The 12,867-nt window shown below is 70.4% G+C and carries 11 protein-coding genes; 6 read left to right on the top strand and 5 right to left on the bottom strand.

Annotation, left to right across the window (positions count from 1 at the left end):
* Window positions 1-12: 12 nt before the first annotated feature.
* Window positions 13-405, bottom strand: a complete 393-nt coding sequence (locus ACZ7IB_RS34420) for a guanyl-specific ribonuclease (RefSeq protein WP_470917985.1) — start codon at window positions 403-405, stop codon at window positions 13-15.
* 341 nt (window positions 406-746) lie between these two features.
* Between ACZ7IB_RS34420 and ACZ7IB_RS34415 the strand changes: the two genes are divergently transcribed.
* The gene (locus ACZ7IB_RS34415) at window positions 747-1,109 is read left to right on the top strand and encodes an ATP-binding protein (RefSeq protein WP_470918045.1); all 363 of its coding nucleotides are present in this window, start codon (window positions 747-749) and stop codon (window positions 1,107-1,109) included.
* A 42-nt stretch (window positions 1,110-1,151) separates the two neighbouring features.
* Here ACZ7IB_RS34415 and ACZ7IB_RS34410 read toward each other — a convergent pair whose 3' ends face one another.
* Window positions 1,152-2,228 carry a DUF2637 domain-containing protein gene (locus ACZ7IB_RS34410; protein WP_470917983.1) on the bottom strand — a complete coding sequence of 359 codons (1,077 nt, stop codon included), beginning with the start codon at window positions 2,226-2,228 and terminating at the stop codon, window positions 1,152-1,154.
* A 191-nt stretch (window positions 2,229-2,419) separates the two neighbouring features.
* A complete protein-coding gene (locus ACZ7IB_RS34405; protein ID WP_470917982.1) occupies window positions 2,420-3,268 on the bottom strand; it encodes a (2Fe-2S)-binding protein in 849 nt (282 codons plus the stop codon).
* Between the two features lie 145 nt (window positions 3,269-3,413).
* On the opposite strand from ACZ7IB_RS34405, the gene ACZ7IB_RS34400 reads away from it, so the two are divergent.
* Window positions 3,414-4,166, top strand: a complete 753-nt coding sequence (locus ACZ7IB_RS34400) for a GntR family transcriptional regulator (protein ID WP_470917981.1) — start codon at window positions 3,414-3,416, stop codon at window positions 4,164-4,166.
* Between the two features lie 22 nt (window positions 4,167-4,188).
* Here the strand turns inward: ACZ7IB_RS34400 and ACZ7IB_RS34395 are convergent, their stop codons facing one another.
* Together ACZ7IB_RS34395 and ACZ7IB_RS34390 are read right to left on the bottom strand one after the other, a co-directional pair.
* Window positions 4,189-4,974, bottom strand: coding sequence for a hypothetical protein (locus ACZ7IB_RS34395; protein ID WP_470917979.1), 786 nt, complete (start codon window positions 4,972-4,974; stop codon window positions 4,189-4,191).
* 163 nt (window positions 4,975-5,137) lie between these two features.
* Window positions 5,138-6,898 (bottom strand): PucR family transcriptional regulator, encoded by a 1,761-nt coding sequence (locus ACZ7IB_RS34390; RefSeq protein WP_470917978.1) that lies wholly within the window; start codon window positions 6,896-6,898, stop codon window positions 5,138-5,140.
* A gap of 259 nt (window positions 6,899-7,157) precedes the next feature.
* Between ACZ7IB_RS34390 and ACZ7IB_RS34385 the strand changes: the two genes are divergently transcribed.
* The 4 genes from ACZ7IB_RS34385 to ACZ7IB_RS34370 all read left to right on the top strand — a co-directional run bounded on the left by ACZ7IB_RS34385 (window position 7,158) and on the right by ACZ7IB_RS34370 (window position 12,841).
* The gene (locus tag ACZ7IB_RS34385) at window positions 7,158-8,048 is read left to right on the top strand and encodes an FAD binding domain-containing protein (RefSeq protein WP_470917977.1); all 891 of its coding nucleotides are present in this window, start codon (window positions 7,158-7,160) and stop codon (window positions 8,046-8,048) included.
* 2 nt (window positions 8,049-8,050) lie between these two features.
* On the top strand, window positions 8,051-8,644 hold the full coding sequence (locus ACZ7IB_RS34380) for a (2Fe-2S)-binding protein (RefSeq protein WP_470917976.1): 594 nt from the start codon (window positions 8,051-8,053) through the stop codon (window positions 8,642-8,644).
* 2 nt (window positions 8,645-8,646) lie between these two features.
* A complete protein-coding gene (locus ACZ7IB_RS34375) occupies window positions 8,647-11,031 on the top strand; it encodes a xanthine dehydrogenase family protein molybdopterin-binding subunit (RefSeq protein ID WP_470917975.1) in 2,385 nt (794 codons plus the stop codon).
* 358 nt (window positions 11,032-11,389) lie between these two features.
* On the top strand, window positions 11,390-12,841 hold the full coding sequence (locus ACZ7IB_RS34370; protein ID WP_470917974.1) for an NCS2 family permease: 1,452 nt from the start codon (window positions 11,390-11,392) through the stop codon (window positions 12,839-12,841).
* Window positions 12,842-12,867: the final 26 nt, after the last annotated feature.

The raw sequence follows: 12,867 nt of genomic DNA, 5'->3' as shown, positions 1-12,867 counted from the left end.
GAGGACCGGGCTTCAGCAGCCCTGGTCGATCAGGTCGAACGTGGCGTAGTGGTCGCTGGTGTAGTAGTCCTCCTGCAGCTCTTCACCCGTGACGATCCGACGTGCGCCCCGGGTGGGGGAGCCGGGGGTGATGACCGTGTATTCGTGGTAGTAGCCGGTGCTCTGGCTCGGCAGGACGCCTTCACGGTTCTGGAAGACGGCACCGTCCTGCGAGTAGGGGAACGGGCCGCCCGCGTCGATCAGGTCGAGGGTGTCGTGCGCCTGGGCAGGCAGCGCCGAGTAACAGATGCTGCCGACCGAGGTGGTGGCGGCCGTTGCGGTCGTGGGGACCGGGCCGCCGATGAAGAGGACGGACAGGAGGGCGGCAGCGCCACCGAGCGTGGTGATCCGTGGGGGGATTCGCATGGCCACCATGATGACGCGCGTAGACATGGTCCCGTCAACGTCAACCGGTGTGAATTTTTTGGAAGTTAACCGGAGAGGAAGAAATGTGACATCGATGTGTCCGCCGCTCCGGGCCGTGCCGCCCGTTCTCTGTTCACTTATTGACGAGTCGACAAGCGTGGCGGCCCGCCTGTGGGGCATGCATCCCCAGGCGACGAGAAATCGAGAAGTCGAGAAGGGGGCGATTCACTGTGCGGGCGGGGGAAACGATGGAGCGTCAGGGAGATGCCGGTTCCATGGCGGACGGGGCGGCGCACGAGCCAGGGGCACAGGGGCAGCAGCCGGTCCGGCTGCGTCGCAGACTGGCCCACACAGATCTGGCGGCCGTGAGCGAAGTGCGTTGCGCGTTGCGGGAGTTCCTGCGATACCGGTGGCGGGCCGAGCCGGCCGAGGTGGCGGAGCTCCTGCTCAGCGAGCTGGTGACCAATGCGCTGATCCATACGAGGCACGGCGCGGTCGTCACGGCGAGCGTGGCACCCGCGAAACTACGGGTGGAGGTTCGGGACTTCGTCTCCGGAATGCCCCTGTCGTACGTACCGAACGCCGACGACGGTACGCATGGCCGAGGACTGATCCTGGTGCAGAGCCTCGCGGACGCCTGGGGGGTCAGCGCACACGCGCTGGGCAAGGTCGTCTGGTTCGAGCTGGACGGCGAAAAGCCCTGAGAGCCCGGAAGGGACCGGGCCATCAGGGCCTTTTGTGACGGATCAGCCGAACTGCTGCTCCAGGTCCTTCAGTTTCCGCTCCAGCGAATCGAGCCGGGGCAGTGCCTGGGTGTCGTCCTCGGCGGTGAGGTCGACGGTGACCGGATCATTGGAGTTCCGGTCCGAGGCGCTGGAGCTCGGACCCGTCACGGCCTGCAGGGACGGCCGGGAGCGCAAGGGCAGTTGACCCGGCTCGGATATGGCGGGCTCCATGGCGGACTGCGCGGAGCCCGTCGCGGGGGCGATGGCCTGAACGTCCACCTGGGTGCCCCCCCGGCCGACCCTGCGCCAGGCCCGGTTCTGCCGGTTCAGCGCCTTGATGTGGGCCCGGTCCAGCTTCTCCTGGTCCTTCCTGCGGAGACGGTTCTGCTCCTTCTCCCGCCGGTCCTCACGTACCTCTTCGACCGCTTCGTCCAGGGTGCGTACGCCCTCCAGCAGCATCAGCGACCAGGCACCGAAGGTCTCCCGGGGGGCGCGCAGCCACCGTACGATCCGGATCTGCGGCAGCGGACGGGGCACCAGGCCCTGCTCGCGCAGCGCGGCCCGGCGGGTCTGCTTCAGCGCCCGGTCGAAGAGCACGGCTGCCGAGAGCGACATCCCCGCGAAGAAGTGCGGGGCGCCCGCGTGGTCGATACCGCGCGGCGCGTGCACCCAGTTGAACCAGGCGGCCGCGCCGGCGAACGTCCATACGAGCAGCCGCGATCCGAGAGCCGCGTCACCGTGGCTGGCCTCGCGCACCGCGAGTACGGAACAGAACATCGCGGCCCCGTCGAGGCCGAACGGAACGAGATACTCCCAGCCCCCGGAGAGGCCGAGGTTCTGCTCGCCGAAGCCGACGAGCCCATGGAAGGAGAGGGCGGCGGCGACCGCCGCGCAGCAGAACAGCAGGACGTACGAGGCGGTGGCATACAGCGCCTCCTTGCGTCTGCGACGCTCCTCGCTGCGCTCCCAGCTGTCTTCGGCCGCGGAATTGTCAGCGGCGCGCTTGCCGCGTGCGACCACCGCCACCGCCGCCAGGACCCCCACGAGCAGCACGGCGCCCGGAAGCAGCCAATTCAGCGATATGTCGGTAAGTCTCATGCGCGGTCCCTTGCGTCGCGTAGGGCATTTCGGGCGCCATGATTGCCGAAACCCCGTCGCACTCAGGGGGTTTCGGGGCAAGAGAACGCCATTGGGTTGGCAGGGCATACGGATAGCCGGGATCTGATCGAATATCCGTATGCGGCCAGTGATCTGCGTTCGAATAGTACTACTCGTACGAGCGGTGTCGATCAATGAGTGGGCGTCAGTTTCCGTACCCGCTCGGCGTCGCAGGTGCGCGGGCAGGTGACGCAGGTGTCCTCGGGGCGCAGCGTGTAGAAGAGACAGCAGCTCGCCCGGTCGCGGGTGGGCAGCGACTCGCCGTTCGGCCCGGTCAGTTCACGGAAGCCCGCCGAGCCGACGTACGGCTTCGTGGTGCCCGGCAGGAGAGCCTCCAGCTCGCTCATCGCGCGCCGCTCCTCGCCGAGCAGGTGGGCGATGTACCAGAGGCCCTCGATGACCTCGTCCGTCGCCATGCCCCACAACGCCCGCCTGCCGCGCCGCATCCGCGGTCCGAAGCCGTCCAGCACCGGACCGATGTGGTCGGCCACGGCGGCGAGTACCTCGGCCCGCAGCGCCGCCTCGTCCGGGACCACCCGGGCGCCCGGCAGTCCGGCCGCCGGATCGCCCGGAAGGCAGGCGAATTCCCTTATGCGGACGGTCAGATGGCCCAGCGCCCGCTGGAACGCCACAGCCCCGACGGGGATCCGGGGCACTCGCCGGTGCAGGAACCACGGCACCGTCACCAGCAGACAGGCGGGCCAGGCGTACCGGTGCAGCCCGAAGCTGGCGACCACATCGGGCCGGGGCTGCTGCCCGTAGTCCCGCAGCACCTGCGCGTGGTCCCAGGCGAGGAAGGCGTCGAGTGAGGCGCCCCCCGCCGCGAGCTCGTCCGCACCCACCCAGCCGGCACCTCGAGGGGCGGTCTTGCCGTCCTCCAGCACCTCTGCGCGGAGCCCCGGGAAGACCTCTGCCAGGCGTGCGTACGCGCCCGTCACGGCGGACGCGGTGGTGCCGGGAAGCAGAGTGGCGAGTGTCATGCAGGGCCCACCGAATCGCGATCGTTTGCAGGTAAGCCTTACCTTACCCGAATGGATCGATGTTTGAACTGCGGCCTGTGCCGCCTATCGTGCAGAGGGGCATGGCACACGCGAGCCGCGCCCACGGCAGGCCGAGGAGGTCCGAGTGGAGCAGGGCAGAGCGCGTGAGCAGGCGCGGCCGCCGTACGCGTCCGCGACGACCCCGGCGTCCGCACGCGTGCCCGAGCAGGCACGTGGCGAGCACACCCACAGCGAGCCGCCCGCCCCGCGGCCGGCGGTGCAGCGGCACTCCGTGCGCGGCCAGATCCTCGACGCCCTGCGCGCCGCGCTGGTCGACGGTCAGCTGGTTCCGGGGCAGGTCTACTCCGCCCCGGCTCTCGGCGCCCGCTTCGGGGTCTCCGCGACTCCCGTGCGCGAGGCGATGCAGCAACTGGCCGTCGAGGGCACCGTCGAGGTCGTACCGAACCGCGGTTTCCGGGTGTCCCAGCGGGGCCCGCGCGAGCTGGCCGAGCTGGCCGAGGTACGGGCCCTGATCGAGGTCCCCGTCATGCTGCGGCTGGCCCGCACCGTCCCACCGGCCCGCTGGTGCGCACTGCGCCCGCTGGCCGAAGCCACGGCTGCGGCGGCTGCCGTGGGCGACCGGGCGAGTTACGCCGAGTCCGACCGGGCCTTCCACAGTGCGGTCCTCGCGCTCTGCGGCAACGAGCAGTTGGTGATGGTCGCCGACGACCTGCACCGCCGCTCCCAATGGCCCCTGGGAAACACCCCCGCCACCCGCCGCGCCGACCTGCTCGCCGACGCCGCCGAGCACACCGCCCTGCTCGACGCGCTCATCGCCCAGGACCTGAACGTCGTGCAGTCGCTCGTACGGGAACACTTCACCGGCGCCGAGCGCTGACGTCACACCGGCCCTCCGGGGCTCAGTTCGCCTCGGCCGTCTGAGGGGGCGGCGGGTCCAGGTGCGGAGCCAGCCATGTCGGAACGCCCCCGAGCAGCCGGAAGAGCCGGCCGGCCTCGGCGCGCAGCCGGGTCGCCGCCTCCGGCTCCGGCTCGGAATCCGCCAGCGCGATGAGGGCCGGAGCCGTACCGATCAGATAGCCCAGCTCCTCCCTTAGCCGCAGGGACTCGGCGAAACCGTGCCGCGCCTCCGCCAGTTCGCCCTCGCGCAGGGCGAGCAGGGCGAGATGGCGCCAGGTCGAGGAGAGCAGCAGCGCGTCGCCCTGGGCGGTGGCGCCGGCGTGGGCCCTGCGGTACGCGGCACGCGCGGCCTGAGGCGAGTCGGCGATGTTCTGCGCGATCAGGCCCCGGCGGAAGTCCAGCAGCGGGCGTCCCGGCGCTGACGGGGCGAGCAGTGCGGCGGCCCGGCTCAGGGCGACGCTGGCTTCGTCGGCCCGGTCCCGTACGCCGAGAAGCGTCGACGCGTAGGCCAGATGGCCACGCTCACAGGCGGCTGCGCCGCGTTCGGCGTCGTCGTGGGCCAGCGCCTCGGCGGTGCGCAGGGCGTCCTCGGCGGCGGTCCAGCCCTGCCCGGTGTACAGGCACCGCTCGGTCAGCAGGGCGGTGCGCTGGAGTGCCGCTGCCGGATCGGTGGCGGCGTCGTGTTCCAGCAGCGCGGCGGCGTCCGTCCAGCAGGCGCGTGACCGCAGCCGCCATACCGCTGTCTGGAGCGGCGGATCGTCATCTGCTGTCGTTCCGGAACCAGACATGGCGGTATGCGCCACATTGCCCTCCCCGAGCGCGCCATTGAGCTGTTGAGTCTGGCCGCATCTCAGCACGGAATGGCACGCCGGGCCAAGGGGTCGGGTCAATGTCAGGTGAAAGATTTCACAAACGCCGGGACCCGCCGAGAGCCGTGGCAGGGCCCGGAAGTCAGCTCATACGCAGGGCGAGGAAGAAATCGAGCTTGTCCTCCAGGCGCGAAAGGTCACGCCCCGTCAACTGCTCGATTCGCCCGACCCGGTAGCGCAACGTGTTGACGTGCAGATGGAGCCGGGACGCGCAGCGGGTCCAGGAACCGTCGCAGTCCAGGAACGCCTCCAGCGTCGGGATCAGCTCCGCGCGGTGGCGCCGGTCGTAGTCGCGCAGCGGGTCGAGCAGCCGTGCGGTGAACGCGCGGCGCACGTCGTCGGGGACGAATGGCAGCAGCAGTACGTGCGAGGCCAGCTCGTGGTGCCCGGCCGCGCAGACCCTGCCGGGGCGGGCCGCCGCCACCCGGCGGGCGTGCCGGGCCTCCTCCAGGGCGCCGCGCAGACCCTCGGAGGAGTGCACGGCTGCGCTGACACCCAGTGTCAGCCGGCCGTCGTCGGCGAGGCCGGCGGAGAGCGGTTCGCGGACGGCGGCGAGCAGCACATCGGCGTGCAGCGCGGGATCCTCGTCGGCGGAGGCCTCGGCGGGCGCCGTGTCCGGGCCGGAGTCGTGGGCCGGTGCGGGCGCGGTGACGGCGGGCAGGGGTACGAGGGCGACGGCCTCGTCGCCCGTGTGGGCGACCGCGATCCGGTCCGCGGAGTCGGGGCCGGTGACCGCGGGGTCGACCAGGATCTCCTCCAGCAGCGCCTGGGCGACCGGGCCACCCGCGACGGCGGAGCCGGAGCTGCCGGCCGGGGCGCCCGTCGTGGCGGAGCCCTCCGCGACGCCCCATTCGACCCGCGCCACCACGACCTGCCAGTGCGGCGCGGTTCCGAGACCCGGGAGCAGCACCGGGGCGGCGACCCGCAGCCTGGCGGCGATCTCGGCCGGCGGGGCGCCCGCCTGGACCAGTTCAAGGACTTCCTGGGCGAGCCTGCGGCGTACCGTACGGGCCGCGTCGCGCCGGTCCCGTTCGACCGCGATCAGCTGGGTGACGCCCTGGAGCAGATCCAGCCGGGCGGGCGGCCAGTCGCCGGCGTCCGCCTCGACCGCGAGCAGCCAGTCGGAGAGCACCGACTCGCGCACATCGCGGGAGGCGGGGACCGGGCCCCGCCCGGCGTTTTGGATCGGGAAGAGCGAATACGTGGTGCCGCCGACCGTGGCCCGGTGCGGGGCCCGGCGGCCGGTGCGGGTGGCGGCCAGATGGTGGCCGGCGAGCGCCGCGCCGACCGGTCCGGCCAGCGGTGCGTCACCGGCGCCCGCGATCTGCCGGCCGGTGGGGGAGAGCACCCAGGCGTGCAGGTCGAGGTCGGAGCCGAGCAGATCGAGGACCACCTCGGGCCCACCGCCCGCCGGGCCCGAGGTCATGAGCCTGCGGTGCCTGTCCACGACCGCGGCCAGATCGCCCGCACGCTCGCCGGACACCTGGCGCACCACATGCTCGGTGATCGTTGCGAACGCGACGGTCTCATGGACGGCGAAGAGCGGCAGCCGGTGCCGCGCACATGCCTCCACCAGATCGCCGGGGATGTCGCCGAGCTCCGCCTCGCCCGCCGCGAGCCCGGCGACCCCGGCGCCCGCCAGGATCCGTACGAACGGCTCGGAGTCCGTCGCGTCCCGGCGCCAGGCCAGGCCCGTCAGGACCAGCTCGCCGCCCGACAGATAGCGGCTGGGATCCCGCAGGTCGGTGGTCATCACGCCGCGGACGGACCGGTCCAGCTCGTCCTCGCCGCCGAGCAGCCGCAGGCCCAGCGCGTCGGTCTCCAGCAGTGCGCGCAGCCGCATCTCGTCGCCGCCGATCTCTTTCGTTGGTGCGGGTGAAAACTGGGTATTGCGGTGAGGTTACTGACCCCCGCCATTCGTTCGAATCTACAAGACGAGGAGATCGACCAGCCAACTCCTTCATGGTTTCGGTGACTGCACCGGGTGGAGCACGGCTTGTGTACTTGGCCCCACACCGCGTCAACAACACATGAACGACCAGTCGAGGGCCGGCCGTCCCCAGCCCCAGCGAATGACCCGATTGAGAAGAAGAGAGCCACTCATGGACTTCCTTCGCCCCGCCAGCTGGGAGGAGGCGCTCGCCGCCAAGGCCGAGCACCCGACGGCTGTGCCCATTGCAGGTGGCACCGATGTGATGGTCGAGATCAACTTCGACCACCGGCGGCCCGAGTACCTCCTGGACCTGAACCGCATCGGAGAGCTGTCCGAATGGGAGGTGGGCCAGGAGAACGTACGGCTCGGCGCCTGTGTCCCGTACAGCCACATCATGGAGCATCTGCGCGCCGAGCTGCCCGGACTGGCGCTCGCCTCGCACACCGTCGCCTCGCCGCAGATCCGCAACCGCGGCGGCGTCGGCGGCAACCTGGGCACCGCGTCGCCCGCCGGAGACGCCCACCCGGCGCTGCTCGCCGCGGGCGCCGAAGTCGAGGCCGAATCCGTACGCGGGACCAGGATGATCCCGATCGACGCCTTCTACACCGGCGTCAAGCGCAACGCCCTCGAGCCGGACGAGCTGATCCGGGCCGTGCACATCAAGAAGGCCGACGGGCCCCAGCAGTACTCCAAGGTCGGCACCCGCAACGCGATGGTCATCGCGGTCTGTGCCTTCGGCCTGGCCCTGCACCCCGAGACCCGCACGGTCCGCACCGGCATCGGCTCGGCCGCCCCCACACCCGTACGGGCGAAGGAGGCCGAGGAATTCCTGAACGCCGCGCTCGAGGAGGGCGGGTTCTGGGACAGCCGCACGGTCATCACGCCGTCCATCGCCGCGCAGTTCGCCACGCTCGCCGCCGGTGCCTGCAACCCGATCGACGATGTACGCGGCACCGCGAGCTATCGCAGGCACGCGGTCGGGATCATGGCCCGCCGCACCCTCGGCTGGACCTGGGAGTCGTACCGCGGCAACGGCCGCAGCACCGAAGGAGCTGCCTGATCATGCGCGTCAATTTCACGGTCAACGGCCGCAGGCACGAGGCGGACGACGTCTGGGAGGGCGAGTCCCTCCTCTATGTGCTGCGTGAGCGGATGGGCCTGCCCGGCTCGAAGAACGCCTGCGAGCAGGGCGAGTGCGGTTCCTGCACGGTCCGTCTGGACGGTGTCCCGGTCTGCTCCTGTCTGGTCGCCGCGGGCCAGGTGGAGGGCCGCGAGGTCGTCACCGTAGAGGGTCTCGCCGACTTCGCCGCCCACCGCTCCCAGGCACACCCCGGCAGGGGCTGTGCCTCCGGCGCCTGTGGCACCGCACTCGACAAGGCCCGGCAGTGGGAGGCGAAGCCGGCCGGCGAGGAGACCCGGGACACCGGTGAACTCTCCCCGATCCAGCAGGCGTTCATCGATGCGGGCGCCGTCCAGTGCGGCTTCTGCACCCCCGGTCTGCTGGTCGCCGCCGACGAGCTGCTGGAGCGCAACCCGGAACCGTCCGACGCGGACATCCGCGAGGCGCTCTCCGGCAACCTCTGCCGCTGCACCGGCTACGAGAAGATCCTCGACGCGGTCCGTCTCGCGGCCGCCCGCGCGGAAGAAACGGTCTGACGATGGGCGTTACCGGCAACCCCACCAGCATCAACCAGGGCACCCGCGCCAAGGGCGGCATCGGTGAGTCCACGCTGCGTCCCGACGGCATCCTGAAGGTCACCGGCGAGTTCGCGTACTCCTCCGACATGTGGCACGAGGACATGCTCTGGGGCCACACGTTGCGCTCCACGGTCTCGCACGCCGAGATCGTCTCCATCGACACTTCGGAAGCGCTCGCCACGTCCGGCGTCTACGCCGTACTCACCTACGACGACCTGCCGACCTCGGTGAAGAACTACGGGCTCGAGATCCAGGACACCCCGGTCCTCGCTCACGGCAAGGTCCGTCACCACGGTGAACCGGTGGCGCTCGTCGCCGCCGACCACCCGGAGACGGCCCGCCGCGCCGCCGCGAAGATCAAGATCGACTACCGCGAGCTGCCCGTCATCACCGACGAGGCGTCCGCCACCGCCCCCGACGCGATCCTCGTCCACGAGGGACGGGGCGACCACCACGCCGGGCACGTCCCGCACCCGAACATCGTCCACCGCCAGCCCATCGTCCGCGGCGACGCGGACGCGGCGGCGGCCCGCGCCGATGTCATCGTGAGCGGGGAGTACGTCTTCGGCATGCAGGACCAGGCCTTCCTCGGCCCCGAGTCCGGTCTGGCCGTGCCCGCCGAGGACGGCGGCGTCGACCTGTACGTCGCCACCCAGTGGCTGCACTCCGACCTGCGCCAGATCGCCCCCGTCCTCGGCCTGCCCGAGGACAAGGTCCGCATGACGCTCTCCGGTGTCGGCGGCGCCTTCGGCGGCCGCGAGGACCTGTCGATGCAGATCCACGCCTGCCTGCTCGCCCTGCGCACCGGCAAGCCGGTCAAGATCGTCTACAACCGGTTCGAGTCCTTCTTCGGGCATGTGCACCGTCACCCCGCCAAGCTCTGGTACGAGCACGGCGCCACCCGCGACGGCAAGCTGACCCATATGAAATGTCGCATCGTACTGGACGGCGGAGCTTATGCCTCCGCTTCTCCGGCCGTCGTCGGCAACGCCTCCTCGCTCAGCGTCGGCCCATACGTCATCGACGACGTCGACATCGAGGCCATCGCGCTCTACACCAACAATCCGCCGTGCGGCGCCATGCGCGGCTTCGGCGCGGTCCAGGCATGCTTCGCCTACGAGGCCCAGATGGACAAGCTCGCCGCCGAACTCTCCATGGACCCGGTCGAGTTCAGGCAGCTCAACGCCATGGAGCAGGGCTCCCTCCTGCCGACCGGACAGGTCGTCGACTCGCCCGCCCCGGTCGCCGAGCTGCTGCGCCGGGTCAAGGCCAGGCCGCTGCCGCCCGAGCGCCAGTGGGAGGTGGCCGGCGAGCAGGCCGATGTACGGGCCCTGCCCGGCGGACTGTCCAACACCACCCACGGCGAAGGTGTCGTACGCGGCATCGGCTACGCGGTCGGCCTCAAGAACGTCGGCTTCTCCGAGGGCTTCGACGACTACTCCACCGCCCGGGTGCGCATGGAGGTCATCGGCGGCGAACCTGTCGCGACCGTGCACACCGCGATGGCCGAGGTCGGGCAGGGCGGCGTAACCGTCCACGCCCAGATCGCCCGTACCGAACTCGGCGTCGCCCAGGTCACGATCCACCCGGCCGACACCCAGGTCGGCTCGGCCGGCTCCACCTCCGCCTCCCGGCAGACATATGTCACCGGTGGCGCGGTGAAGCACTCCTGTGAGGCCGTCCGCGAGAAGGTCCTGGAGATGGGCCGCCGCAAGTTCGGTACGTACCACCCCGCCTGGGCCACCGCCGAACTGCTCCTGGAAGGCGGCAAGGTCGTCACCGACGGCGGCGAGGTGCTGGCCGATCTGGTCGACGTACTGGAGGACGACGCGGTCGACATCGAACTGGAGTGGCGTCACCGGCCCACCGAGGCGTTCGACCTCCGTACCGGTCAGGGCAACGGCCATGTCCAGTACTCCTTCGCCGCCCACCGCGCGGTCGTCGAGGTCGACACCGAACTCGGCCTGGTCAAGGTCATCGAACTGGCCTGCGCCCAGGACGTCGGCAAGGCCCTCAATCCGCTGTCCGTCGAAGGACAGATCCAGGGCGGTACCACCCAGGGCCTGGGCGTCGCCGTCATGGAGGAGATCATCGTCGACCCGAAGACCGCGAAGGTGCGCAACCCGTCCTTCACGGACTATCTGATCCCCACCATCCTCGACACCCCGACGATCCCGGTCGATGTGCTCGAACTCGCCGACGACCACGCCCCGTACGGGCTCCGTGGCATCGGTGAGGCCCCCACCCTCTCGTCGACACCGGCCGTCCTCGCGGCGATCCGGAACGCGACGGGCCTGGAGCTGAACAGGACGCCGGTGCGCCCCGAGCACCTCACCGGCACCTGAGAGCGGCTCCCGCCGAACTCTCCGGGCGGTGCGTGCCTCCAGGAACGTCACACTTCCGCCGCCCGCGCCGCCCGGAGTACCCAAGTGCCGTACCGCTCACGGCCATTGAGTCCACCACGCACCGAAAGGGCAGTACTACGCAGTCCCCGTAGTCGCAGCACCGCAGCACCAGCAGTGCGGGTGACACCGCATGAACACGTCACACGTCACACGTCACACGTCACACGTCACATTCCGCTCTGCATCAACAGTTCGTCTCGGGCCGTCCCCCGGGTCGTGCCGCCGGCGCAGTCATCCCAAATCCCGCATATCGATTCTTCATCGCGGGTGCCCCTGTGAACCTTGGGAGTCAGGCATCATGACCCAGCAGTCAGTGGAGCCCAGGACCAGTGCGGAGGATGCGGGCCCGGGCTCGCGCGTCCCCGCCGGAAGATCCTGGCTCGACCGGTACTTCCACATCTCCGACCGTGGCTCCACCGTCGCACGTGAAGTGCGCGGCGGCATCACCACCTTCATGGCGATGTGTTACATCCTTCTGCTCAACCCGCTCCTGCTGTCCGGCCCGGACGCGGCGGGCCACCGCCTCAGCCACGCCGGGCTGATCACGGCGACCGCGCTCGCCGCAGCCGTCTCCACCCTGCTGATGGGTTTCATAGGCAAGGTGCCGCTCGCTCTCGCCGCGGGGCTCTCCGTCTCCGGCGTGCTCGCCACTCAGGTGGCACCCCATATGACCTGGCCGCAGGCCATGGGCATGTGTGTGATGTACGGCGCGGTGATCGTGCTGCTGGTCGTCACCGGGCTGCGCGAGATCATCATGAACGCGATACCCCTGGCACTGAAGCACGGCATCACCATGGGCATCGGCATGTTCATCGCGCTGATCGGCCTGGTCAACGCCGGCTTCGTCGGCAAGGGCGCCCCGGTCACGCTCGGCGTGGACGGACAGCTCTCCGGCTGGCCCGTACTGCTCTTCTGCGTCACCCTGCTGCTCATCTTCATGCTCCAGGCCCGCAATGTGCCCGGCGCGATCCTGATCGGGATTGTGGTCGGCACGATCCTCGCCGTCGTCGTCAACGCGGTCGGTGACATCAGCCCCGAGGCATGGGGCGGCAGCGCACCCGAACTGCAGGGCAGCGCCGTCTCGATGCCGGACTTCGGGCTCTTCGGCCATGTCGAGTTCGGCGGCTGGGGCGACATCGGCGTCATGACCGTCGGCATGATCGTCTTCACCCTGGTGCTGGCCGGCTTCTTCGATGCGATGGCGACCATCATCGGCGTCGGTACGGAGGCCGGGCTCGCCGACAGCAAGGGCCGGATGCCGGGCCTGTCCAAGGCGCTGTTCATCGACGGCGCGGGCGGGGCGATCGGTGGCGTCTCCGGAGCCTCCGGCCAGACCGTCTTCATCGAGTCGGCGACCGGCGTCGGCGAGGGGGCCCGCACGGGTCTGTCCTCCGTCGTCACCGGTGTGTTCTTCGCCGCTGGACTGTTCTTCACCCCGCTCGCCCAGATCGTGCCGGGGCCGATCGCCGCCGCCGCACTGGTCGTCATCGGCGCGATGATGATGCAGAATGCCCGCCATGTCGACTGGAACGACCGCTCCGTCGCGGTGCCGGTCTTCCTGACCGTGGCCCTGATGCCGTTCACGTACTCCATCACCGCCGGAGTCGGCGCCGGAGTGATCTCCTTCGCCGCGATCAAGGCGGCGCAGGTCAAGTTCCGTGAGGTCGGTGCCTTCATGTGGGTGCTGACCGGCGTGTTCGTCGTTTACTTCGCGATCAGCCCGATCGAGAGCTGGATCGGCGCCAAGTAGGACCGGCCCGCACAAGGCCCCTCCGC

It is taken from the genome of Streptomyces sp. NPDC037301 (genome assembly GCF_055602785.1).
Note: the sequence above shows the minus strand (reverse complement) of the source record. Positions and strands in the feature narration are given on the sequence as shown.